This window comes from Mesorhizobium waimense, from assembly GCF_003601975.1.
Lineage (GTDB): Bacteria > Pseudomonadota > Alphaproteobacteria > Rhizobiales > Rhizobiaceae > Mesorhizobium > Mesorhizobium waimense.
In genome coordinates this window covers 1-22,737 of record NZ_QZWZ01000056.1, presented here as the reverse complement: position 1 = coordinate 22,737, position 22,737 = coordinate 1, and the positions used below count along the sequence as shown (strand labels likewise).

Below are 22,737 nucleotides of genomic sequence, written 5' to 3'. Positions count from 1 at the left end.
GTCTTTCCAGTTGGGCGCTCGAGCTAATCTGTTGAAATCCAACATCTCCCCAGATTGGGGATTCTCGGATGACGATCCGTCGGTTACCCTGTCGCCATGATTCGAATCCGGCTTTGCCGGATCGGAAATCGAGAACGGGTCACAAGGGCGGCAGATGTGACGATGGCAACGGCAAGCAGCGCTCAGCGCGAACCTTCCATGGAAGAAATACTGGCTTCCATCAGGAGGATCATCGAAGACAGCGACACCGGCCGCAAGCAGCCCGGTGATGCCGGCGAGTTGCGACAGGATCTCCAGCCTGCGCCAGCCGCGCCGCCGGCGCGGGAAGTGGATGCGTTCCGTGCCGAGCTGCGCGCCGAAGAAGAGACCAGGAAGCCCGTTTCGCTGGCGGAGGTGCAGGCACAACTGGCGGCCGAGCCGGTCATAGCCCGCATGGAAACGGCCCGCATGGAAACGCCGGTGCGCCCGGAGGCGGCTCCGCCGGTCACGCCGAAGGCACCCGCGACGCTTGCCGAAGTGAGCGCCAGCATCGCCGCTGAGCCGAGTTGGGCCGAGCCGGCGGTTGCCGCCGAGACCAGCGATGCCATTGTTGCCGACTGGCGGCGCGAAATCGCCGCCGTGGGCGAAACGGCGAAAGCTGCGGGCGCGGCCAGACCGGACAAGGTCGAGGCGCGGACGTTTGATGCCGCACCGGAGGTCGAGATCGGCGAAGACGAACTCGCTGATGAACCTGCTTTAGAACCTGCCGCTTCCCTCGGTGGCACAGCCCGCCCGTCTGGAGCCGATGCAATAGCCGCCCGGCCGGCGATTCTTTCCGAACATGCGGGCCGGCAGGTCGCGGCCGCCTTCGGCGAGCTTTCCGATGCCTTTGCCAGCCGCAGCAAGAAGACCTTCGACGAGATGGCCGAGGACATGCTGCGGCCGATGCTGCAGGACTGGCTGGACAACAACCTGCCAACGCTGGTCGAGCGCCTTGTGCGCGAGGAAATCGAACGCGTCGCGCGCGGCGCGCAATAGTCTGGCGAAATAATTCCAATGAAAGCGCCGTCCTCGAGCGGCGCTTTTTTGTGCTCAGCCGGCTGATGTGGCGAAAGCGATCAAATTGCCGTCGGGATCGCTGACGATAAGGTACGGGCGCCCCACGGCTCGGTCCGCAGCGTTTGATGAAAGTCGACGCCTGCCGCCTGATATTCGAGGAACAGCGGCTTTATGCTGTCGACCAAGATCGTCGCCGACAGAAGGTCCTCTTTTGCCCGCAGATCCCTGTCGACTAGCGGTTCGTCGACATGCCGCAGGTTGAGCCGCGCGCCATCGCGGAAGATCTGGGCATAGAAGGGCGGTTCGCATAGGTGAAGCGCGTCGTGAAGCCGAGCTTCCGTTCATAGAACGCTTGGGCGGCGGCAATGTCAGAGACAAAAAGCTGCGGCTCCGCCAAGGGAAGGAAGGGTTTTGCGGCGTCAGATGTCGTGCCGTCGGTCATGGTCTGGAGGCCTTTCTTCTGCGCCCATCAGTCGAATTTCGCACCGGCAAGTTGCCTCGGGAGGGTCAGCCGCTATCTACCAGGGACAGTCTGCCCTTGCCGCGGTTGACTTGCCAACGGCCTTCCGATTTACACCGAACCCAGCAAATCCCGACAGCCCGGACCTCTTTCCATGCTTGAAAAAACCTACGACGCCAAAACCGTCGAGCCGAAGATCGCCAAAATCTGGGAAGAGGCCGACGCCTTCCGCGCCGGCGCGGGTGCGGGGGAGGGGGCGGAGGCCTTCACCATCGTCATTCCGCCGCCGAACGTCACCGGCTCGTTGCATATGGGCCACGCGCTCAACAACACGCTGCAGGACATACTGGTGCGTTTCGAGCGCATGCGCGGCAAGAACGTGCTGTGGCAGCCCGGCATGGACCATGCCGGCATCGCCACGCAGATGGTGGTCGAGCGCCAGCTGATGGAAAAGCAGATCCACCGCCGCGATCTTTCGCGCGAGGACTTCATCGAGAAGGTGTGGGAGTGGAAGGCCGAATCCGGCGGCGCGATCTTCAACCAGCTGAAGCGGCTCGGCGCCTCGGCCGACTGGTCGCGCGAGCGCTTCACCATGGACGAGGGCCTGTCCAAGGCGGTGCTCGAAGTGTTCGTGACGCTCTACAAGGAAGGGCTGATCTACAAGGATAAGCGCCTTGTGAACTGGGATCCGAAGCTGCTTACGGCGATTTCCGACCTAGAGGTCGAGCAGCAGGAGGTCAACGGCAACCTCTGGCACTTCCGTTATCCGATCGAGGGCGTGGCCTTCGATCCGGAAAACCCGAAGACCTACATCACCGTGGCGACGACGCGCCCGGAAACCATGCTTGGCGACGCGGCGGTGGCGGTGCATCCGGACGACGAGCGGTTCCAGCACCTGGTTGGAAGGAACGTCGTGCTGCCGATCGTCGGGAGAAAAATCCCGGTCGTGGCGGACGAGTACTCCGATCCGGAAAAGGGCTCGGGCGCGGTCAAGATCACGCCGGCGCATGACTTCAACGATTTCGAGGTCGGCAAGCGCCACAAGCTTCCGGCGATCAACATCCTCACCGCCGAGGCGGCGGTTACGCTCAAGGACAATGAGGATTTCCTCGCCGGCCTCGAGGTGACGCCGGAGCGCCGGGCGGTCTGGGACGAGCTCGACGGCCTCGACCGTTTCGTGGCGCGCAAGAAGATCGTCGAGCTGATGGAGGCCGGCGGCTTCCTCGACAAGATCGAGCCGCATCGCCACACCGTGCCGCATGGCGACCGCGGCGGCGTGCCGATCGAGCCGTTCCTGACCGAGCAGTGGTATGCAAATGCGGCCGAACTCGCCAAGCCGGCGATCGCCTCGGTGCGCGCGGGTCGCACCAATTTCGTGCCCAAGAACTGGGAAAAGACCTATTTCGACTGGATGGAGAACATCCAACCCTGGTGCATTTCGCGCCAGCTGTGGTGGGGCCACCAGATCCCGGCATGGTACGGACCGGACGGGCGCGTCTTCGTCGAAAAGACCGAGGAGGAAGCGCTCGCTGCCGCCATCGAGTATTATCTGGCGCTGGAAGGACCCTGGAAGGCCTGGGTCGAGGACAAGCTCGAGAATTTCAAGCCGGGCGAGATCCTGACCCGCGACGAGGATGTGCTCGATACATGGTTCTCTTCGGCATTGTGGCCGTTCTCGACGCTCGGCTGGCCCGATCAGACGCCTGAGCTCAAGACCTACTACCAGACCGACGTCTTGGTGACCGGCTTCGACATCATCTTCTTCTGGGTCGCCCGCATGATGATGATGGGTCTGCATTTCATGGACGAGGAGCCGTTCCACACCGTCTATGTCCATGCGCTGGTGCGCGACAAGAACGGGCAGAAAATGTCGAAGTCGAAAGGCAATGTCATCGACCCGCTCGACCTCATCGACGAGTATGGCGCCGATGCGCTGCGCTTCACCTTGGCGGTGATGGCGGCGCAAGGCCGCGACGTGAAGCTCGATCCGGCCCGAATCGCCGGCTACCGCAATTTCGGTACCAAGCTGTGGAACGCGACGCGCTTTGCCGAGATGAACGAGGTGGCGCGCAATGACGATTTCTGGCTGAACGACGCCAAGCTGGCGGTCAATCGCTGGATCCTGACCGAGCTGACGCGCGCTGCGCGTGAGGTCACGGATGGCATCGCCTCATACCGCTTCAACGAGGCGGCGGGGGCGGCCTATCGTTTCGTCTGGAACCTGTTTTGCGACTGGTATCTGGAACTGCTGAAACCGGTGTTCATGGGCACGGACGAGGCCGCCAAGGCCGAGAGCCGGGCCTGCGTCGCCTTCGTGCTCGACGAAATCTACAAGCTCCTGCATCCGATGATGCCGTTCATGACCGAGGAACTGTGGGCTGAGACTGCAGGCGAAGGCAAGGAACGCACCTCGCTGCTTTGCCACGCCGCCTGGCCGTCGCCGGACTTCGAGGACGCAGCCGCGGCCACCGACATCAACTGGCTGGTCGATCTCGTCTCGGGTATTCGCTCCGTGCGTTCGGAAATGAATGTGCCGCCGGCGGCGATCGCGCCCCTGGTGGTGGTCGGCGCCAGCGAGGAGACGCACCAAAGGCTCGAACGCCATGCCTCCGCTATCCAGCGGCTGGCGCGGATCGGCGACATTTCGCTGCAGGATGCCGCCCCCAAGGGCTCGGCGCAGATCGTGCTCAACGAGGCGACGATCTGCCTGCCGCTCGGCAGCCTGATCGACCTGACCGCCGAGGCGGCGCGGCTGCAGAAGGAACTGGCCAAGGTGACCGAGGAGATCGCCCGCCTGCACAAGAAGCTGTCCAACGACAGATTCGTTGCCAGTGCACCGGTCGAGATCGTGGAAGCCGAGCGTGAAAAACTCGCCGAATATCGCGAGGCGCAGGAGAAGCTTTCGGTGGCCCTGACGCGGGTGCGCGACGCCGGCTGACTGGCAGCTTCGTGACCTGTCCGAACGGCCCTGGTCGACCGTTCCGCTGCCTTAAAAACAGGCATTCCGCTACGTTAATGTTGACGTAAACGGAATGTTTTAGCCCCATTGTTGCCATAATGTAACAATGGGGCCAAATGCCCGCAAAAATGCGTATTTTTGGGTCCTTTCGGATCAATTTTCCAATTTTTTTCGATTGATTTGCGCCGGCCAGGCCATTTTAGGCCCTTGCCGTAAGGTCCATCACTTTGTCGAAAATGCGTTTGGCAAGGGTGTACATGTACGCCCCGAGAATTCGTTGTTGCGCCGTTAACCCGAATTGGTTCTAGCTTGACGCACCAGTATTTTCGGGGAGGGAATTCATGAACTATTTGCGTCTCAAAGCACTGCTGGGGGCAGGGTGCTTTTCGATGGCTTTGATCGGCTCGGCGCACGCCGGCGGCTTGGAGCGTGGCGGCTACGACATCGATCTTCTGTTCGATCCGGCGCCGTTCGCGTCGGAAGCGGAAGCGACCTTCGTGATGCCGGACCGCAAGGTCAAGAACGCGGTGGATACTGACCCCTTTGACGGCAACGTGACGGCTCTGGGCAGCAGCACGAAGGAAAGCGCGGACTATTGGGTGCCGCGCATCGGCGTCAAGGCCGAGGTCGTCAAGGGCGTCGATTGCATGGTCGACTATTCGCAGCCCTGGGGCGCGCACACAAATCCGGGTCTCTGGGCAGGCGCCCAGTCCAACATGGAAACCGACATCAAGAGCGACAACTACGCTGCGACCTGTTCCTACAAGATGGACGCTGGTAAAGGTCAGCTTCGCTTTATCGGCGGTGTATTCTACCAGAAGATCTACGGCTTCAAGGAAAGCCTTGTGTCGCCGCTGGTGCCCGATTTCGGCGGCACGGGCCGCGTCGATCTGTCGACCACGGGCTGGGGTTGGCGCGCCGGCCTCGCTTACGAGATTCCCGAAATCGCGCTGCGTGCAAGCCTTGTCTACAATTCGAAAGTTAAGCTCGACAACATCTCAGGTACGCTGGACCTGACGAACGTTGGTGGGGCCGTTATTCCGATCTACGGCTCAACACAGTATATGCCGGATGTGGTGGAGTTGAAATTGCAGTCGGGCATCGCGCCTGGCTGGCTCGCTTTCGGTTCGCTCAAGTGGGTCAACTGGAGTGTGCTGCAAAGCGTTCCGATCTGTCCGGTAGGTTTTCCCGCATCGACATGCTTTACGGGCAATGCTGTTTCTGGTTCGTCCCAGGTTACCTCGCTCGACCTGATGTACCGCGATGGCTGGACGGTCACGGGCGGTGTCGGCCACAAGTTCAATGATCAGTGGAGCGCTGCCGGCCAGCTTTCCTGGGATCGCGGCACTTCGCACGGCTACGGTTCGCAGACCGATACCTGGACGGTGGGTGGTGGCGTTGCCTACACGCCGACAGCGAACGTCGAAATTCGTCTGGCCGGCGCGGTCGGTGTGCTGACCAGCGGCCATTCGGGGACGGTGGCTGGCGAGAACGGCTATGTAGCCGGCACGGACGTCAGCTATGATTTCGGCAACGATCTGGTCACGGCAATTTCTGGCGGTGTCAAGATCAAGTTCTAAGTCATTGAAAATTAAAATAAAAGGCCGGGCATCGCCCGGCCTTTTCGTTTGAAGAGGTGACGCTGGACAGTGCTGGCAAGCGTCTGCGTTGCATACAAGCCGCTCCATCGCCGCCTCCTGCGATTGTGACGTTTTAGCAACAGTTTATGAACAACCCCCGCGCTACGGTTCCGGCCGGGGACATTGCCTATTTCCCGCCATAAACCCGGCGCACCTCGAATATGTCTCGGGACACGCGCCAAAAGGCTCGGCGATGGGGCAGGCCGCACCGCCCGCGGCAAGGACGAGTATGGACGCCAAAGTCATCTCCAAGGCCAAGCTTCCCAGCCGGTACGTGACCGTTGGTCCGGCGCGTGCGCCGCATCGTTCCTATCTCTACGCGATGGGGCTGTCGGCGGCCGAGATCGCGCAGCCTCTGGTCGGCGTCGCCTCTTGCTGGAACGAGGCAGCGCCCTGCAACACCTCGCTGATGCGACAGGCGCAGGTGGTCAAGAAAGGTGTGGCGGCCGCCAACGGCACGCCGCGCGAATTCTGCACCATCACCGTCACCGACGGCATCGCCATGGGCCACCAGGGCATGAAGTCGTCGCTGGTGTCGCGCGAGGTCATCGCCGATTCCGTCGAACTCACCATGCGCGGCCATTGCTACGATGCGCTGGTTGGGCTGGCCGGCTGCGACAAGTCGCTGCCCGGCATGATGATGGCCATGGTGCGGCTCAACGTGCCGTCGATCTTCATTTATGGCGGCTCGATCCTGCCCGGCAGCTATCGCGGCCGGCAGATCACCGTGCAGGACGTGTTCGAGGCCGTCGGCCAGCATTCGGTCGGCGCGATCAGTGACGCAGAGTTGCTCGAGATCGAACAGGTTGCCTGTCCTTCGGCTGGCTCCTGCGGCGCCCAGTTCACCGCCAACACCATGGCCACAGTCGCCGAGGCGATCGGCTTGGCACTACCCTATTCCTGCGGCGCGCCGGCGCCTTACGAGATGCGCGACCGCTTCAATTTCGCCTCCGGCAAAAAGATCGTGGAGCTGATCGCCAAAAACATCCGGCCGCGCGACATCGTCACGCTGAAGGCGCTGGAGAATGCGGCGACCGTGGTTTCGGCCACCGGCGGTTCGACCAATGCGGCGCTGCATCTGCCGGCGATCGCGCACGAGGCCGGGATCAAGTTCGACCTCTTCGACGTCGCTGCGATCTTCGAGAAGACGCCTTATATCGCCGACCTCAAGCCAGGCGGCAAATATGTCGCCAAGGACATGTTCGAGGCCGGCGGCATTCCACTCTTGATGAAGACGCTGCTCGACCATGGCTATCTGCATGGCGATTGCCTGACGGTGACTGGCCGCACTTTGGCCGAAAATATGGAACATGTTGCCTGGAATGACAGCCAGGATGTGGTCCGTCCCGCCAACCGGCCAATCACCCAGACGGGCGGTGTTGTGGGCTTGAAGGGCAACCTTGCCCCCGAAGGTGCGATCGTGAAGGTCGCGGGCATGTCGGAACTGAAATTCTCGGGTCCGGCGCGTTGCTTCGATTCGGAAGAGGAGTGCTTCGAAGCGGTCACGCAGCGCAATTACAGGGAAGGCGAGGTTCTCGTCATCCGCTACGAGGGGCCGCGCGGCGGTCCGGGCATGCGCGAGATGCTGTCGACGACGGCGGCTCTCTACGGCCAGGGCATGGGCGGCAAGGTGGCACTGATCACCGATGGACGCTTTTCGGGCGCGACGCGTGGCTTCTGCATCGGCCATGTTGGGCCGGAAGCGGCGGTGGGCGGCCCGATCGGGCTGCTGAAGGACGGCGACGTGATCTCGATCGATGCGGTCAATGGCACGATCGAGGTAGATCTGTCCGATGCGGAACTGGAGACGAGGGCGAAGAGTTGGAAGGCGCGCACGACCGACTACCAGTCGGGCGCGATCTGGAAGTATGCGCAGACGGTTGGGTCGGCTCGCGACGGCGCGGTCACCCATCCCGGCGGTGCGAAAGAAACACATTGCTATGCGGATATCTGAGGTGTTGAGGTCGTCTGTCTTTTCGGCACTGGTCGCGGCAGCGACCTTTGGCGCCGTGGGGCAGGCCATGGCCTTCGACGACAAGGTGTTCGACGACAAGACCGGCGTGAAGCCGCAATCCAGCCCGTGGGCGGTGTTCCAGTTCGGCTTTTCCGCTTACAAGAGCGGCCACAAGGAGCAGGCGGTCGAGGCCTATAAATACGCTGCCGAGAACGGCCAGATCGGCGCCACCTGGAAGCTTGCGCGCATGTATGCCGAAGGCGACGGTGTCGCGCGCGACGACTATGCGGCGTTCAAGTTCTTCTCAGAGATCGTCGACCAGGATGTCGAGCCGGGATCGCCCGAGGAAAGCTATGTGTCGGACGCGCTGGTGGCACTGGGTGACTATCTGAGGAAAGGTATTCCCGGCAGCCCGGTCACCGAGAACGAGGTGGCGGCGCAGGAATATTACATGCGTGCCGCCGCCAACTACCGCAATCCGAACGCGCAGTTCGAGATGGGACAGATGTTCCTGAAAGGCGAGGGCGGCGTCAAGGCGAGCGTCAGACAGGCCGGGCGCTGGTTCCAGCTCGCCGCCGAAAAGGGCCATGCCGGAGCGCAGGCGACGCTCGGCAACCTCCTGTTCCAGAGCGGCAAGATCGTGCGCGGGCTGGCGATGATGACGGCGGCGCTCGAACGCGCGGCACCGGCCGATCAGTCCTGGATCCGCAACATGCAGGAAGAGGCGTTTGCAGCGGCCGGCGAGGCCGACCGCCGAACAGCCATCTCGCTGGCCGACGACATCCTGACCAAGGGCGGCGGCGACCAGTAGGGCGCCAACGACCGAACTGCCGATCTGAGATCGGCTCTCAGGCAAATCAGTTTTCGGTCGACTCCGTCGGCACCAGGCTTGGCACCGGTGTCGAGATCGACGTGGGGTGTAGCCGCGGCGGTGTGTTTCCCGGGCAATCGTCGTGTATCTTGGTCCAGGAGGTGTTGTTGAGCACCATCTCGCAGCGGGCGAGGTGGCTCTCGTTGCCGAGCGTCAGGCAGGCGACCTGGCCAATCTGGAACGATTTGCCGTTGGCGAGGCATTCCGGGGCGGTAAAGGCCGGCGTTGCCATAGCAAGCGTGGCTGCCGCCATAGCAAGCGTGGCTCTTGCCATCGTGGCTTTTGCCATTGCGAGCCCGCAAGCGATCGGGCAGAGAACGGATCGGATAGTCATGGGAACCCCGGCCACCATGATGATTTCACATGAAACGCGCGATTTGTGGCGATATGAGGTCCGCTTGGGTCGTGCTGGCCGTAGCCGGCGGGCTGCTCAGGCCGGCTGCAGCGCCAGATCGATCGCCACCGGCACATGGTCGGATGGCTTTTCCCAGGCGCGCACGTGCTTCTCGATCGAGGCCGAGGAGAAACGATTGGCGGCTTCGGGCGACAGCAGCAGATGGTCGATGCGGATGCCGTTGTTCTTCTGCCAGGCGCCGGCCTGATAATCCCAGAAGGTGTAGACATCCGCATGGTCGGTGACGGTGCGCACCGCTTCGGTGAAGCCGAGGTTCTTCAGGCGACGGAAGGCCTGCCGGGTCTCGGGCTGGAATAGTGCGTCACCCAGCCAGTTTTCCGGGAATCTTGCGTCGATCGGCTCGGGGATGACGTTGTAGTCGCCGGCCAGCACCAGCGCCTCTTCCAGCAACAGCCGTTGCTCGGCCCAGCGTTCCAGCCGCGCCATCCAGGACAGCTTGTAGGCAAACTTCTTCTCGTCATCGATCGGGTTGCCGTTCGGCAGATAGAGCGAGGCGACACGCAAAGCGCCCTTGTCGGTCGAGAACACGCCTTCGATGAAACGCGCCTGCTCGTCCGCATCGTCGCCCGGCAGGCCGCGATTGACCTCGTCGAAGCGCAGCTTCGACAGGATGGCGACGCCATTGAAACCCTTCTGGCCATGGGTCTCGACATTGTAGCCCAGCGCCTCGATCTCGGCGCGCGGGAACTGCTCGTCGACGGTCTTGATCTCCTGCAGGCAGACGATGTCGGGCGCGCTTTCCGTGAGCCAATGGGTGAGGTTGCCGATGCGGGCACGAACGCCGTTGATGTTCCAGGTGACGATTTTCATGGCAGCCTCAGGAATCTGGCGGAAGACGTTCGACGAGGCCGATCGTATTGCCTGCCGGGTCCTTTAGAAAGGCCATCCATTCGCTTTCCCCCGCCGGCCCGAACTGGCCCTCCATATCGCGATGGACGAGCGCCGGCGGCGCGGTGAAAGGAATGCCTGATGCCTTTGCCTTGGCGTGGAAGGCTTCGAGGCCCGCTATGTCGAGATAGACGATCCCCGCCGGCACGCCATCGGTGAAGAAGAGGCGCACTTCGCCAGCCATGATGAAGGCGATGCCGGGCGGATCGTAGCGGGCGTGAACGCTCATGCCGAGCACGTCGCGCCAGAATGCCAAAGTCGTGTCGAGGTCGCGGCCGGCCGAGAGCGCGACCTGACGGACCGCGCCGATAACAGGCATCGCGATGTCGCTAGACTGAGAAACTGGTGCCGCAGCCGCAGGAGGCGACTGCGTTCGGGTTCCTGATCTGGAACGACTGGCCCATCAGGTCGTCGACGAAATCAATCACCGAGCCTCCCATATAGACCAGCGACAGATCGTCGATCAGCACGGTGGCGCCGTCCTTCTCGATGGCAACGTCGTCGTCGTTGCGCGTGTCGACCAGGTCGAACTTGTAGGAAAAGCCGGAGCAGCCGCCGCCTTCGACGGAAACACGCAAAGCCGTCTTGCCGGCTTCGCCCGAAACAATCTTGGCGATCCGCCTTGCGGCGGCGTCGGTCATCTCGACTTTCATGGCGGTCTTGGCATCCGCGCCCATGGGCGTCACCTTGCTTTCGGTTTCATATGATAGGTATGAAGCGCGGGGGGCCAAGTCAACTGGTGGGTGAATGGGCGAGCGGCAAGACAGGGATGCTCTCGGCGACATCGGATTCGGCTATCGGCCGCGCGCGGCTTATGCCAGCGATCCGGCGCGCTCGCGCGGGCGGCTGTTCGAGGAGGTGGAGAGCCCGACCCGCACGCCGTTCCAGCGCGACCGCGACCGTATCATCCATTCGACGGCCTTTCGCCGACTGAAGCACAAGACGCAGGTGTTTGTCGCCCATGAGGGCGACCACTACCGCACCCGCCTGACGCATTCGATCGAGGTGGCGCAGATCGCACGCGCCTTGGCGCGGGCGCTGCGTGGCGACGAGGATCTCGCCGAGGCGGTGGCGTTGGTGCATGATTTCGGCCACACGCCCTTCGGCCACACCGGCGAAGAAGCGCTCAACGAGAAGATGGCTTCCTGGGGTGGCTTCGACCACAATGCTCAGTCGTTGCGCGTGGTGACGCGGCTGGAGCGGCGCTATGCCGAGTTCGACGGGCTGAACCTGACCTGGGAAACGCTGGAAGGGCTGGTCAAGCACAATGGCCCGCTGACGGACGCGAGCGGCAAGGGCCTGAAGGGCCCGCTGCCACAAGCGATCCGCGACTATTCCGAACTGCATGACCTGGAACTCGACCGCTTCGCCGGCATCGAGGCGCAATGCGCGGCGATCGCCGACGACATTGCCTACAACACCCACGACATAGACGATGGCCTGAGATCGGGCTTCCTGACGCTGGATATGCTGGAAGGTGTAACCCTGCCGGGCTCGATCCTCCAAGGCGTGCGCGCGCGCTATCCGGCGCTCGATGACGTGCGCACCGGGCACGAGCTGATGCGCCGGCAGATCACCATGATGGTCGAGGACGTGATCGCCTCCACCACCGCCAATCTCAAGCGCCTGAAGCCGGAAAGCGCTGATGCAGTGCGGGCGGCGGGCGAGACGATGGTGACCTTCTCGGCCGGCATGGCCGCGACCGAGAAGGAACTGAAGGCCTTTCTCTACAAGCACCTCTACAGGCACAGCGAGGTTATGCGCGTGCGGAGCGACGCCGAGCAGATCGTCAGGGACCTGTTCGACGTCTATTTCGCCGACCCGCGCGCCATGCCCGATGGCTGGCGCGAAGGGCTCGACCGGGCCGAGGATCGCATCAAGGCGCGCAGCGTTGCCGATTTCCTGGCGGGCATGACCGACACCTACGCCTTGAAGGAACACCGCCGTTTGTTTGACCATACGCCGGATTTAAGCTAGGGCGGGCACGATTTTGCCGGCCAATGAGCCGGTCACCCTGCAAAGCCGCCAGAGCACACCCATGAATATCTTCGCCGATTTCACCGCGCGAATCATCAAAGCTGTCGAAGCACTTGATTTGAAAGACAAGGATGGCGTTTCGCCCGACCTGTCGCGCATTGCCGTCGAACCGCCGCGCGATGCCAGCCACGGCGATCTCGCCACCAATGCGGCGATGGTGCTGGCCAAGCCGACCGGGCAGAACCCGCGCGCGCTGGCCGAAAGACTGGCCGAGGCGCTGCGCACCGATCCCGACATTTCGGCCGCCGAAATTGCCGGTCCCGGCTTCGTCAATCTCAGGCTCAAGGACGGGTTCTGGCAGGCGCATCTTACGGCCTTGCTTGGCGAAGGCCGCAACTATGGCCGCTCGACCATCGGTGGCAGCAGGAAGGCCAATGTCGAATATGTCTCGGCCAACCCGACCGGCCCGATGCATGTCGGCCATTGCCGGGGTGCCGTTGTCGGCGACACGTTGGCCAATCTTATGGCGTTCGCCGGTTACGACGTGACCAAAGAATATGTCATCAACGATGCCGGCTCGCAGATCGATGTTCTCGGGCGCTCGGCCTTCCTGCGCTACCGCGAGGCGCTGGGCGACGACATCGGCGAGATACCGGCCGGGCTCTATCCCGGCGACTACCTGGTTCCGGTCGGTGAAGCGCTGGTCGCGGAATTCGGCCGCAAGTTGTTGCAGATGCCCGATTACGAGGCGCTCGCCATCGTCAAGGACCGCACGATCGACGCCATGATGGCGATGATCCGTGACGACCTGGCGCTACTCAACGTGCATCACGACGTGTTCTTCTCCGAGCGCACGCTGCATGCCGACAATGCCAGGAAGATCCGCGCGGCGATCAGCGACCTGACGCTGAAGGGGCATATCTACAAGGGCAAGCTGCCGCCGCCCAAGGGCGAGAAGCCGGACGACTGGGAGGATCGCGAGCAGACGCTGTTCCGCTCGACCGCGGTCGGCGACGACATGGACCGGGCGCTGGTCAAATCCGACGGCTCCTTCACCTATTTCGCCGCCGACGTCGCATATCTCAAGGACAAGGTCGACCGCGGCTTCGTCGACCTGATATATGTGCTCGGCGCCGACCATGGTGGCTACGTCAAGCGGCTGGAAGCGCTGGCGCGCGCGGTTGCCGGCGACGAGGTCAAGCTCACTGTGCTGCTCTGCCAATTGGTGAAGCTGTTCCGCGATGGCGAACCGGTGCGCATGTCGAAGCGGTCGGGCGATTTCGTCACGCTGCGCGAAGTGGTGGAAGAGGTCGGCCGCGACCCGATCCGCTTCATGATGCTCTACCGCAAGAACGATGCACCGCTCGACTTTGACTTCGCCAAGGTGACCGAACAGTCCAAGGACAATCCGGTATTCTATGTGCAGTACGCCTCGGCGCGCTGCCATTCGGTGTTCCGGCAGGCGAGCGAGCAACTGGGCGAGGCCAATTTCGACCGCAACCGGCTGGCAGAGGCAGTGGCGTCGCTGACCGACGAGGGCGAAATCGGCCTGATCCGGAAGCTGGCTGAATATCCCCGGCTAATCGAATCCGCGGCCCTTGCGCTGGAGCCGCACAGGCTGGCATTCTACCTCTACGATCTGGCGTCCAGCTTCCATGGACATTGGAACCGGGGTACCGACAATCCCGACTTACGTTTTGTTAAGGTTAACGACCGACAATTGACGTATGCCAGACTAGGGCTGGTGCAGGCTGTATCGGACGTTTTGACGTCCGGCCTAACGCTTATTGGGGCTGATGCGCCCTCGGAAATGCGTTAGGTTTGACTAAAAAACCTGTCACCTTTTGCCCACATTGCGCTGGTATGGGCCAACCCTGCGCGACGTCCATGGCGTCCGAATGTGTGCGAGTTCGGGAACAATAATGGCAGACAGAACCCAGCTGAAAGCAGCCGACCATAACGACATCGCTGACGATGATCCGTTCGCGGAACTGACCCGGATCATGGGTTTCGACCCGCGCCAGCCGGTAAAGCCGCAGGCGCCTGCCGCGCCGAAGGCTGCTCCGGCCGACCAGCTTGCCGAAGAGGGTGATTTCGATATCGACCTCGAGAAGGAGCTGATGGGCGAATTCGGCGCCGATGAGGATGCCGCGCAGCGCCAGGAGCCGGCTTTCGAATCTGTTGCCGCCACGATGAATGACGAGCTTGCGGCTTCGCTCGAACAGGATTTCGTGTTCGACGACCCTGCCGATCACTTTGCGCCCGTCGTCGAGGTTGCTGCGCCGCAGGTCGAGGCTGCCTTCGGTGATGATTTCGACCAGGCGATCGCCAACTCGCTGGAAGACGTGTCGCCGCTCGACGACGACCTGCCGATGGACGCCGAGCTTGCCGCGTCGCTCGATCAGGAATTCCAGCTCGACGGTCCTATGGCCGACGCGACCGAACATGGCGTTGCGGAGCACGCCGCCGCGGAGCACACCGCGCCGGCGGTCGAAGCCGCATTCGATGACGATTTGGACGATGCCGTTTCCTTGTCGCTTGAGGACGAGCTGACACTCGACGGCCACGCGCCGTTCGACGATGAAGTGCCGGCGGCGGAGGATCATCACGCCACTGCTGCCGCTGTCGAACATCCGGCGCCGGTCCAGATTGCCGAGGAAGCCGACCGTCAGATTCCCGAAGCGGAGTTTTCCGACCATTTCGACGAGGCGATGGCCGACGTCGATATGGATATGGCCGACGTCGATATGGATTTCGATGTCCGTGCCGAAGAGCCGGTCGACATCGACGAGCCCCTGGCCGTCGAAACGCCTGTCGAGGCTGTCGAAGCACCTGTCGAGGCGGCCTATGTCGCCAAAGCCGACAACGATGTTCCCGAGACTGATGCTCCCGAGGTTGCCGCGCAGGACGCGTTTGACGACGATTTCGACCTCGGCATCGACGAGGGGCAGGCCGAGGCGGCTGAAGAGCAGGTTGCCGAAATCGCCGCCGCGGAGCCGATGGCGCCCGCCGCGGTTGTGGCCGAACCGGCAAAGCCGATTGCCGCCGCAGACGAGCGGAGCCTGGAAGACGAACTGAATGCACTGCTTGGCGCCATGACCGCGCGGCCGGTTCCCGTCGCCGCGAAGGAGCCCGCGCCGGTTCAACAGCCGGCAGTCGTGGCGGAAACGGCCGCTGCGCAGCAGGCCGATCCCATCGAAGAACTCGATTGGGACCTTGACGAACATGAGCCTGCCGAGCCGCAGCATCATGAGGCGGCCGAGCAACATCATGAGGCGGCCCAGGCTGTCGACGCCGATCTCGACATTGATCTCGCCGGCGAGCTCGATGGTGAGGATTTCAGGGCTGAGACTGTGGCGGCTCCCGTCGACGTTGCGTTCGACGACGACGCGTTCGATGCCGCCTTTGCCAGGGGTATCAACCCCGGTCACGAAGAGTCGGACCTTGGTCACGATGAATCGGACCTTGGTCACGATGATTCGGACCTGGGTCACGATGAATCGGACCTTGGCCATGAACCAGACCGGGATCACGACCAGCCGGACCTTGGCCACGATGAATCGGACCGTGGTCACGATGAAGCGGACCGTGGTCACGATGAAGCGGGGCGCACCGCTGTCGGGGGAAGCTTTGCCCATTCGGCGGACTGGATGCGCTCGACGCCGCCGGAGCCGGTCCGTTCGTGGAGCCGGGTGACACCGGTCGCCGCTCCTCCGGTGCAGGCTTCGTTCTCGGCCCAGCCTATGGCTTCGGTGCCGCTGGTTGCATCAGCGCTGGCTTCCGCCGCGCCCGCGTACCTGCAGGAGCCGGTCGAAGAGGTCGCCGCACAAGTCGAGCCCGAGCCGGTGCGGCACGAACAGCCTCGCTATGACGAGATGCCCGATGTCGAGACGGTCGACGTGCCGGAGCGCGTGGTCGCGCTGGCCGACGACCTCGATATTCCCGAACTCAATTTCGAGGAAGATCAGCCGGTGGCGTCCGCCTATGACGACCTCGAGGCCGAATTCGCCGGTCTGCTGACCGAGATGAACGCCGCCGAGACGGCCGTAACGCCTGCGCGCAGCACGGCCTATGAAGACGACACCTACAGTGCCGGGTTCAAGCCGGGCTATGACCGCGACGAAGCACCGGCCTATGCGGCAAAGCCGGCCGAAGTGGCCGCCGCGACGGCGACTGCTTCCCACGCTGCTGCCGCGAGCAGCTTCGACATGGACAATCTGCCCGGCAGCAAGCCGGTTTCGCAGGCTGACGATTTTGCCGTCGACGAGCTCGACTACGATCCTGAACTGGACGAGGCGATGTCGGTGCCCGGTTTGGCCGAGCGCGAGGCTACAAAGCCGCGCAGCCGCGGCCTGATGGTCGCCGCGATCGTCGGCGCTGTTGCCATCGCAGGTGGCCTCGGCGCCTTTGCCTTGTCGCTCGGCGGCAAGGGCGGCAGTGAAGCGCCCGTGATCGTCAAGGCCGACAACGCGCCGATCAAGGTCAAGCCGGAAAACCCGGGTGGCGCAGTGGTGCCGAACCAGGACAACAAGGTCTATGACGCAGTAGCCAAGGGCACCAAGCCGGCTGAGCCTGTGCAGGAAAAGCTGGTCACCAACACTGAAGAGCCGGTGGACGTGAAAGCCAAGGAGCCGGAGAGCCGCGTCGTCGATCTCTCACCCGACGATACCGATGCCGCTCCCGGTACGGATGCTGCGGGCAATGTCCCTGCGGCGGCGATGCCAGGCGTGGATGCATCCGGAAATGCTGAAGCCGCACCGGCGCCGAAGTCCGAGGACCGCATCGCGCAGGTCTTGCAGGAGGCAGACAAGGGTACCAACCCGGAAGTCGCCGCCGTTGCGCCGCGCAAGGTCAGGACCATGATGGTCAAGCCCGATGGCTCGCTGGTTCCGCGTGAGGAACCGGCGCAGGCGGCCCCGCAGGTTGCCGCGGCCGAACCGACCGATCCGGCACCGCAGCTTGTCGCTCCGGCGGCGCAGTCCGACGCGGAGCAGACCGGCACCGTGGCGCCCGCGACCGACCAGGCAAGCGATCAGCCAACCGATCAACCTGCTACCGAGGCCGCCAAGCCGATCGAGCCGGCGGCAGCTCCCACGCCGAAGGCCGAAGCCAAGGCCCAATCCGCCAACGCGCAGGCGGCGAACACGTCGGCCACGGTTCCGGTGCCGCCGCAGCGCCCATCCGACCAGCCGGTCGACGTGGTCGGTGAGGTCAAGCCCGACCAGGTCGCCTCCATATCGCCGACCGCAGCAGCGACAGGCGGTGGTTCGTGGTCGATGCAGATCGCCTCGCAGCCGACGGTCGAGAGCGCCCAGTCGACCTACCAGGACCTGCAGCGCCGCTATGGCAGCGTGCTTTCCGGCCGTACTGCCAACATCGTCAAGGCCGAGATCGCCGGCAAGGGAACCTTCTACCGGGTTCGCGTCCCGGCGCAGTCGCGCAACGACGCGATCAATCTGTGCACCAGCTACAAGGCGGCCGGCGGCAACTGCTTCGTGTCGCGCTGATCAGCCAAAACCAACCCAAAACCGGCGCAGCCGAAAGGCCGCGCCGGTTTTTTCATGTGGAAGGGATCGGGCATTCCGAGGCTGATCGTTCCGGACGATTCCCTTTGTCCGTATGAAGCTTTAAGCTTGTTGCCATGACCGAATCAAAATCCATGATCCTCGGCTGTGCCGGGAAATCGCTTACCCCTGACGAGATCCGCTTCTATCGCGGCGAGCGGCCCTGGGGTTTCATCCTGTTTGCCCGCAATATCGGCGAGACCGAACAGATCCGCGATCTGGTCGCTTCGATGCGCGACTGCGTCGGCCGTCCGGACGCGCCGGTGTTCATCGACCAGGAAGGCGGCCGGGTGCAGCGCCTGCGGCCACCGCTGGCGCCGAACTATCCCGCCGGCGGCGCGCTCGGCGCGCTGTGGCGGAACGATCGCGAGGCTGGCGCGCGCGCTGCCTGGCTGATGGCGCGGCTGCATGCTTTCGACCTGCTGCGCCTCGGCATCACCGCAGACTGCCTGCCGGTGCTCGACGTGCCGATCGAGGGCGCCAGCGACGTCATCGGCGCGCGCGCCTATGGCAAGGAGCCTGGCGCCGTCATCGAGCTTGGCCGCGCGGCCGCCGAAGGCCTGATGTCGGGCGGCGTGCTGCCGGTGATGAAGCACATTCCCGGGCACGGGCGGGCCTTTGCCGACACGCATTTCGAACTGCCGACCGTCGATACGCCCATGGATGAACTGCGCCGGCATGATTTCGCCCCGTTCAAGGCGCTCAACCATCTGCCGATGGCGATGACGGCGCATGTCGTCTACAGCGCCATCGATCCGAGCAATCCGGCGACGACCTCGGGCAAGGTCGTCAACGACATTATCCGCGGCGATATCGGCTTCGACGGGCTGTTGATGAGCGACGACACCTCGATGAAGGCACTTTCTGGGGATTTCCCGACAAAGGCGGCCGCGATCCTTGCGGCGGGCTGCGATCTCGTCCTTCACTGCAATGGCGTTTTCGAGGAGATGTCCGGCATTGCATCGCGGACCACGGGGCTTCAAGGAAAGTCGCTTGAGCGCGCGGAGCAGGCACTGACCTATATAAAGGATCGCGACGCGGCTGAAGAAACCGCGATACGCGCCGAGTTTGCCACCTATTTCGACGCGGTGGCCTAAGCAGGGGAAAGAGACAAAGGCAGTGGCGGAAGCATTGGACAGCAAGGCCGCGAAGGCCGCACCGATGGACCGTCTGTGGGCCGAGAACGACGATTCCCGGCTGACCGGCGATCCGTCGCTGGTCGTCGACGTCGCCGGCTTCGAAGGCCCGCTCGATCTGCTCCTGCATCTGGCGCGCAACCAGAAGGTCGATCTGGCGCGCATCTCGATCCTGGCGCTGGCCGAGCAATATCTGGCCTTCGTCGAGAAGGTGAGGGCACTGCGGCTGGAGCTTGCCGCCGACTATCTGGTGATGGCGGCATGGCTTGCCTTCCTCAAGTCGAAGCTTCTGATCCCCAAGCAGCCGGGCGAGGAAGGCGAAAGCGGCGAGGAACTGGCGGCGGTGCTGCAGTTCCGGCTGAAGCGGCTGGAAGCCATGCGCGACGCCTCGGCAAGGCTGGTCAACCGCAACCGGCTCGGCCGCGACGTGTTCGCGCGCGGCATGCCGGAAATGGTCATCATCGAGAAGCGCAACGCCTACTCGGCCTCGCTCTACGATCTGCTCACCGCCTATGCGCAGCAGCGCCAGAAGCAGGCGATCAACAATGTGACGATCGCCAGGCGCGGCGTCTGGTCGCTGAAGGATGCGCGCGACATCCTGATCAGGCTGGTCGGAACGCTGCGCGACTGGACGGCGCTGGACGGTTTCCTGATCGAGTATCTGTCCACGCCGGAAGAGCGGCGCACCGCGGTCGCCAGTTCGTTTGCCGCGACGCTGGAACTGGTGCGTGAAGGCAAGATGGAGATGCGGCAAGATCAGGTGTTCGCGCCGCTCTATCTGCGCGGTCGCGAGCAAGGCATCAGGGCAGTCGAGGTGGTAGCATGAGCGAACGCGCCAACGCTTCGGTCATTCCGTTCAAGGTCGATGACGACGCCGAGGAGAGCGCCGCCGACCAGGTTCGTGTCGAGAACCCGGCCGAGCGGCTACTTCTGGCGGAAGCCGTGCGCATGGCCGAGGCGATCATCTTCGCCAGCGCCCAGCCGGTCAGCGAGAAGCAATTGGCCGCGCGGCTGCCGGACGGCATCAACATTGCCGCGGCGATGGCCGATCTGCAGCAGATCTATGCGCGGCGTGGCGTCAATCTGGTGCGTGTCGGCGATGCCTGGGCCTTCCGCACCGCCGGCGACCTCGCCTTCCTGATGAGCCGGGATACCGTTCAGCAAAGGAAGCTTTCGCGCGCGGCGCTCGAAGTGCTGGCCATCATCGCCTATCACCAGCCGGTGACGCGCGCCGAGATCGAGGACATCAGAGGCGTCGAAACCTCGAAGGGCACGCTGGACACGCTGATGGAGACGGAGTGGGTGAGGATGCGCGGCCGGCGCAAGACGCCCGGCCGTCCCGTCACCTACGGCACCACCGAGAGCTTCCTTGACCATTTCGCGCTGGAGGAGATCCGCGACCTTCCCGGTATGGAGGAATTGAAGGGCGCCGGGCTGCTTTCCACCCGCATGCCGTCGAATTTCTCAGTGCCGCTGCCGCCGGCCGACCCGGATGCGCTGACCGAGGACGAGGATCCGCTGACCGACATCGACCTCGAGGAACTCGGCCTGCTGACGCCGCGCGTCACGGAAGATTGACCGCAAGCCGCTGTCAAAAGCCGCTTTCCGGCTGTAGATGCGCCGATTGGTAGCGGGCAGCAGCGCCGAAAGTGCGTGACATCCGGCGCGCCTTCATAAACTTTGTCGCGGTTGTGTTTGAATCCCAACGCGAAAGCGCATAGATCATCGCCAGGGAAAACATTCGAGAGAGATAAGCAATGGGTTCATTTTCGATTTGGCACTGGCTGATTGTGCTGGTGATCGTGCTGCTGGTGTTCGGCCGCGGCAAGATCCCCGAGTTGATGGGCGACATGGCCAAGGGCATCAAGAGCTTCAAGAAGGGCATGGCCGACGACGAGGTTGCGGACGACAAACGCACCGTCGAGCATCGGACCGACGAAACCGTTTCGGCGGTGAAGGAAAAAGCCAGCAAAAGCTGAGCCCAAGGTTGTTGCTTTGTGCATGTTGTTGTCCCAAAACCGCTTCGCACTTTTGGGCGGGCATGCATTAGTCGGAACAGATTGCCATGTTTGAAGTCGGCTGGACCGAGATGCTGGTGATCGCGATCGTCATGATCGTGGTCGTCGGGCCGAAGGATTTGCCCAATATGCTGCGCACTTTCGGCCGCACGACGGCAAAGCTGCGCGCCATGGCCGCCGACTTCCAGAAGCAGTTCAACGAGGCGCTGAAGGAAGCCGAACTCGACGACGTCAAGAAGTCGGTCGATTCGCTTCGAGGCCTCAATCCGGCGGCCGAGATCCGCAAGCAGCTCAACCCGTTCGAGCAGGCGGCGGCCGATGTCCGCTCCGGGGTCGACGCGGTGATGAAGCCGAAGCCGGCCGTCGATCCTGCAACGCCTGCGGCAGAAACGCCGCTGGCTGCCGAGCCGCTGAAGAACGGCGCCACGGTGATGCCGGGTGTCAATGGGCCGGAAACGACGCCGGCTGCCCCCATCTTTCCGGTGATGACCGACGATGCGGTGGTGGCGCCGGCAGTGGCTGCAACGCCAGCGCCGCAAAAGGCGCCGGCAAGGAAGGCGGCGGCATCGAAGCAAGCCAAAGCCCTGGCGGCCACAGCCAAGGCAGCACCGGCAAAGGCGGCACCTGCGGTGAAGGCTTCGGCCAAGCCGGCAGCAGTGTCAGCCAATGCGGCGCCGGCAAAAGACGCCAAGCCTGCAGCCGCAACCAAGGCGGCGACAAAGGCTGAGCCGAAGCTTGCGCCGGCGAAGAAGCCGGCGGCCAAGAAGCCGGCGGGAGCCGCCAAGTGAGCGTTTCGGATACGGAAAAGGACGAGATCGAAAAATCGTCGGCGCCGCTGATGGAGCATCTGATCGAGTTGCGGCGGCGGCTGATCTGGTCGATCGGCGGCTTCTTCATCGCCTTCCTCGTCTGCTTCTTCTTCGCCAAGCGGCTGTTCAACCTTCTGGTCGTCCCATTCAAATGGGCGACGCAATGGGCGGGGCTCGATCCGCACAAGGTCGAGCTGATCTACACGGCGCCGCAGGAATTCTTCTTCACCCAAGTCAAGCTCGCCATGTTCGGAGGCATGGTCATCGCCTTTCCGCTGATCGCCACTCAGATCTACAAATTCATCGCGCCAGGCCTCTACAAGAACGAGCGCAACGCGTTCCTGCCGTTCCTGATCGCCTCGCCGATCCTGTTCCTGATGGGCGCGTCGCTGGTCTACTTCTTCTTCACGCCCATGGTGATGTGGTTCTTCCTCGCCATGCAGCAGGCCGGCACCGACGACCAGGTACAGATATCGCTGCTGCCGAAAGTGTCGGAGTATCTCAGCCTGATCATGACGCTGATCTTCTCCTTCGGCCTGGTGTTCCAGCTGCCGGTGGTGACCAGCCTGATGACCAGGGTGGGCATGCTGTCGTCCAAGGCGTTGGTCGAGAAGCGCAGATGGGCGATCGTCATCGCCTTCGTGGTGGCGGCCGTGCTGACGCCGCCGGATCCGATGAGCCAGATCGGCCTCGCCATTCCGACCATCCTGCTCTACGAGGTCGCCATCTGGTCGGCGCGGCTGATCGAACGCAGCAAGGAACGGGACCGCCTGGCGCGCGAGAAACAGGACGCCGCGGCAGAAGTGGCGGAGAAGGCGGCGGACGCGTCCTCGACGCAGGCTCCTTCCTAGAGCGGTTCAGGCATTGACAGAATCGGAGGGGATTCCCGTTTTGGCTGATTTGTGATTCAAGATGCTGGCTGGATCGGAGGCCAGCATCGGATGACGCGACCTCTTTCGAATGATCTTCGTGAGCGTGTTGTTGTGGCGATCGAGGCCGGCGAAAGCT

General features: G+C 63.2%; 19 protein-coding genes. 14 read left to right on the top strand and 5 right to left on the bottom strand.

From position 1 onward, the window contains the following. Positions 1-162 precede the first annotated feature (162 nt). Positions 163-1,017 carry a PopZ family protein gene (locus D3227_RS35025; protein ID WP_120018698.1) on the top strand — a complete coding sequence of 285 codons (855 nt, stop codon included), beginning with the start codon at positions 163-165 and terminating at the stop codon, positions 1,015-1,017. A 253-nt stretch (positions 1,018-1,270) separates the two neighbouring features. Here D3227_RS35025 and D3227_RS44170 read toward each other — a convergent pair whose 3' ends face one another. Beyond that, positions 1,271-1,480 (bottom strand): VOC family protein, encoded by a 210-nt coding sequence (locus D3227_RS44170; RefSeq protein ID WP_208646541.1) that lies wholly within the window; start codon positions 1,478-1,480, stop codon positions 1,271-1,273. Between the two features lie 172 nt (positions 1,481-1,652). Between D3227_RS44170 and D3227_RS35015 the strand changes: the two genes are divergently transcribed. The 4 genes from D3227_RS35015 (at position 1,653) to D3227_RS35000 (ending at position 8,862) form a co-directional block, all read left to right on the top strand. Beyond that, a complete protein-coding gene (locus tag D3227_RS35015; protein ID WP_120018697.1) occupies positions 1,653-4,436 on the top strand; it encodes a valine--tRNA ligase in 2,784 nt (927 codons plus the stop codon). A 362-nt stretch (positions 4,437-4,798) separates the two neighbouring features. Further along, entirely contained in the window at positions 4,799-6,037 is a 1,239-nt protein-coding gene (locus tag D3227_RS35010) for an OmpP1/FadL family transporter (protein WP_120018696.1), read from the top strand. Between the two features lie 289 nt (positions 6,038-6,326). Next, the gene (gene ilvD / locus D3227_RS35005) at positions 6,327-8,051 is read left to right on the top strand and encodes a dihydroxy-acid dehydratase (protein ID WP_120018695.1); all 1,725 of its coding nucleotides are present in this window, start codon (positions 6,327-6,329) and stop codon (positions 8,049-8,051) included. Further along, entirely contained in the window at positions 8,038-8,862 is an 825-nt protein-coding gene (locus tag D3227_RS35000) for a tetratricopeptide repeat protein (RefSeq protein ID WP_120018694.1), read from the top strand. The genes ilvD and D3227_RS35000 overlap by 14 nt, the downstream gene beginning before the upstream one ends. A 46-nt stretch (positions 8,863-8,908) precedes the next feature. On the opposite strand, the gene D3227_RS34995 is transcribed toward D3227_RS35000, so the two are convergent. The 4 genes from D3227_RS34995 to erpA form a co-directional block, all read right to left on the bottom strand. Continuing rightward, positions 8,909-9,274, bottom strand: a complete 366-nt coding sequence (locus tag D3227_RS34995) for a hypothetical protein (protein ID WP_120018693.1) — start codon at positions 9,272-9,274, stop codon at positions 8,909-8,911. Between the two features lie 78 nt (positions 9,275-9,352). After that, positions 9,353-10,147 (bottom strand): exodeoxyribonuclease III, encoded by a 795-nt coding sequence (gene xth, locus D3227_RS34990; protein WP_120018692.1) that lies wholly within the window; start codon positions 10,145-10,147, stop codon positions 9,353-9,355. A 7-nt stretch (positions 10,148-10,154) separates the two neighbouring features. Continuing rightward, the gene (locus tag D3227_RS34985) at positions 10,155-10,544 is read right to left on the bottom strand and encodes a VOC family protein (protein WP_120018691.1); all 390 of its coding nucleotides are present in this window, start codon (positions 10,542-10,544) and stop codon (positions 10,155-10,157) included. Between the two features lie 10 nt (positions 10,545-10,554). Beyond that, positions 10,555-10,902: an iron-sulfur cluster insertion protein ErpA gene (gene erpA / locus D3227_RS34980; RefSeq protein ID WP_120018690.1), complete on the bottom strand. Its 348-nt coding sequence runs from the start codon at positions 10,900-10,902 to the stop codon at positions 10,555-10,557. 70 nt (positions 10,903-10,972) lie between these two features. Between erpA and D3227_RS34975 the strand changes: the two genes are divergently transcribed. The 9 genes from D3227_RS34975 to tatC all read left to right on the top strand — a co-directional run bounded on the left by D3227_RS34975 (position 10,973) and on the right by tatC (position 22,580). Beyond that, positions 10,973-12,202, top strand: coding sequence for a deoxyguanosinetriphosphate triphosphohydrolase (locus D3227_RS34975; protein WP_120018689.1), 1,230 nt, complete (start codon positions 10,973-10,975; stop codon positions 12,200-12,202). A 61-nt stretch (positions 12,203-12,263) separates the two neighbouring features. After that, complete coding sequence (gene argS, locus D3227_RS34970) at positions 12,264-14,021, top strand: arginine--tRNA ligase (protein WP_120018722.1); 1,758 nt, start codon at positions 12,264-12,266, stop codon at positions 14,019-14,021. A gap of 103 nt (positions 14,022-14,124) precedes the next feature. Next, positions 14,125-17,709, top strand: a complete 3,585-nt coding sequence (locus D3227_RS34965; RefSeq protein ID WP_120018688.1) for an SPOR domain-containing protein — start codon at positions 14,125-14,127, stop codon at positions 17,707-17,709. Positions 17,710-17,843: 134 nt separating this feature from the next. Next, entirely contained in the window at positions 17,844-18,863 is a 1,020-nt protein-coding gene (gene nagZ / locus D3227_RS34960) for a beta-N-acetylhexosaminidase (protein ID WP_120018687.1), read from the top strand. 64 nt (positions 18,864-18,927) lie between these two features. Beyond that, entirely contained in the window at positions 18,928-19,728 is an 801-nt protein-coding gene (locus D3227_RS34955) for a segregation and condensation protein A (protein WP_120018686.1), read from the top strand. Continuing rightward, entirely contained in the window at positions 19,725-20,480 is a 756-nt protein-coding gene (scpB, locus tag D3227_RS34950) for an SMC-Scp complex subunit ScpB (RefSeq protein ID WP_120018685.1), read from the top strand. Before D3227_RS34955 ends, scpB begins: the two co-directional genes overlap by 4 nt. A 179-nt stretch (positions 20,481-20,659) precedes the next feature. After that, positions 20,660-20,881: a twin-arginine translocase TatA/TatE family subunit gene (locus D3227_RS34945; protein WP_120018684.1), complete on the top strand. Its 222-nt coding sequence runs from the start codon at positions 20,660-20,662 to the stop codon at positions 20,879-20,881. 86 nt (positions 20,882-20,967) lie between these two features. After that, complete coding sequence (tatB, locus tag D3227_RS34940) at positions 20,968-21,708, top strand: Sec-independent protein translocase protein TatB (protein ID WP_120018683.1); 741 nt, start codon at positions 20,968-20,970, stop codon at positions 21,706-21,708. Beyond that, entirely contained in the window at positions 21,705-22,580 is an 876-nt protein-coding gene (gene tatC / locus D3227_RS34935; protein ID WP_120018682.1) for a twin-arginine translocase subunit TatC, read from the top strand. The genes tatB and tatC overlap by 4 nt, the downstream gene beginning before the upstream one ends. Positions 22,581-22,737 lie beyond the last annotated feature (157 nt).

What these genes read in the sequence shown, in the direction of transcription:
- D3227_RS35025 (WP_120018698.1), top strand. Translation starts at nt 163, where the DNA reads ATGGCAACGGCAAGCAGCGCTCAGCGCGAACCTTCCATGGAAGAAATA.
- D3227_RS44170 (WP_208646541.1), bottom strand. Translation starts at nt 1,480, where the DNA reads ATGACCGACGGCACGACATCTGACGCCGCAAAACCCTTCCTTCCCTTG.
- D3227_RS35015 (WP_120018697.1), top strand. Translation starts at nt 1,653, where the DNA reads ATGCTTGAAAAAACCTACGACGCCAAAACCGTCGAGCCGAAGATCGCC.
- D3227_RS35010 (WP_120018696.1), top strand. Translation starts at nt 4,799, where the DNA reads ATGAACTATTTGCGTCTCAAAGCACTGCTGGGGGCAGGGTGCTTTTCG.
- ilvD (WP_120018695.1), top strand. Translation starts at nt 6,327, where the DNA reads ATGGACGCCAAAGTCATCTCCAAGGCCAAGCTTCCCAGCCGGTACGTG.
- D3227_RS35000 (WP_120018694.1), top strand. Translation starts at nt 8,038, where the DNA reads ATGCGGATATCTGAGGTGTTGAGGTCGTCTGTCTTTTCGGCACTGGTC.
- D3227_RS34995 (WP_120018693.1), bottom strand. Translation starts at nt 9,274, where the DNA reads ATGGTGGCCGGGGTTCCCATGACTATCCGATCCGTTCTCTGCCCGATC.
- xth (WP_120018692.1), bottom strand. Translation starts at nt 10,147, where the DNA reads ATGAAAATCGTCACCTGGAACATCAACGGCGTTCGTGCCCGCATCGGC.
- D3227_RS34985 (WP_120018691.1), bottom strand. Translation starts at nt 10,544, where the DNA reads ATGCCTGTTATCGGCGCGGTCCGTCAGGTCGCGCTCTCGGCCGGCCGC.
- erpA (WP_120018690.1), bottom strand. Translation starts at nt 10,902, where the DNA reads ATGGGCGCGGATGCCAAGACCGCCATGAAAGTCGAGATGACCGACGCC.
- D3227_RS34975 (WP_120018689.1), top strand. Translation starts at nt 10,973, where the DNA reads ATGGGCGAGCGGCAAGACAGGGATGCTCTCGGCGACATCGGATTCGGC.
- argS (WP_120018722.1), top strand. Translation starts at nt 12,264, where the DNA reads ATGAATATCTTCGCCGATTTCACCGCGCGAATCATCAAAGCTGTCGAA.
- D3227_RS34965 (WP_120018688.1), top strand. Translation starts at nt 14,125, where the DNA reads ATGGCAGACAGAACCCAGCTGAAAGCAGCCGACCATAACGACATCGCT.
- nagZ (WP_120018687.1), top strand. Translation starts at nt 17,844, where the DNA reads ATGACCGAATCAAAATCCATGATCCTCGGCTGTGCCGGGAAATCGCTT.
- D3227_RS34955 (WP_120018686.1), top strand. Translation starts at nt 18,928, where the DNA reads ATGGACCGTCTGTGGGCCGAGAACGACGATTCCCGGCTGACCGGCGAT.
- scpB (WP_120018685.1), top strand. Translation starts at nt 19,725, where the DNA reads ATGAGCGAACGCGCCAACGCTTCGGTCATTCCGTTCAAGGTCGATGAC.
- D3227_RS34945 (WP_120018684.1), top strand. Translation starts at nt 20,660, where the DNA reads ATGGGTTCATTTTCGATTTGGCACTGGCTGATTGTGCTGGTGATCGTG.
- tatB (WP_120018683.1), top strand. Translation starts at nt 20,968, where the DNA reads ATGTTTGAAGTCGGCTGGACCGAGATGCTGGTGATCGCGATCGTCATG.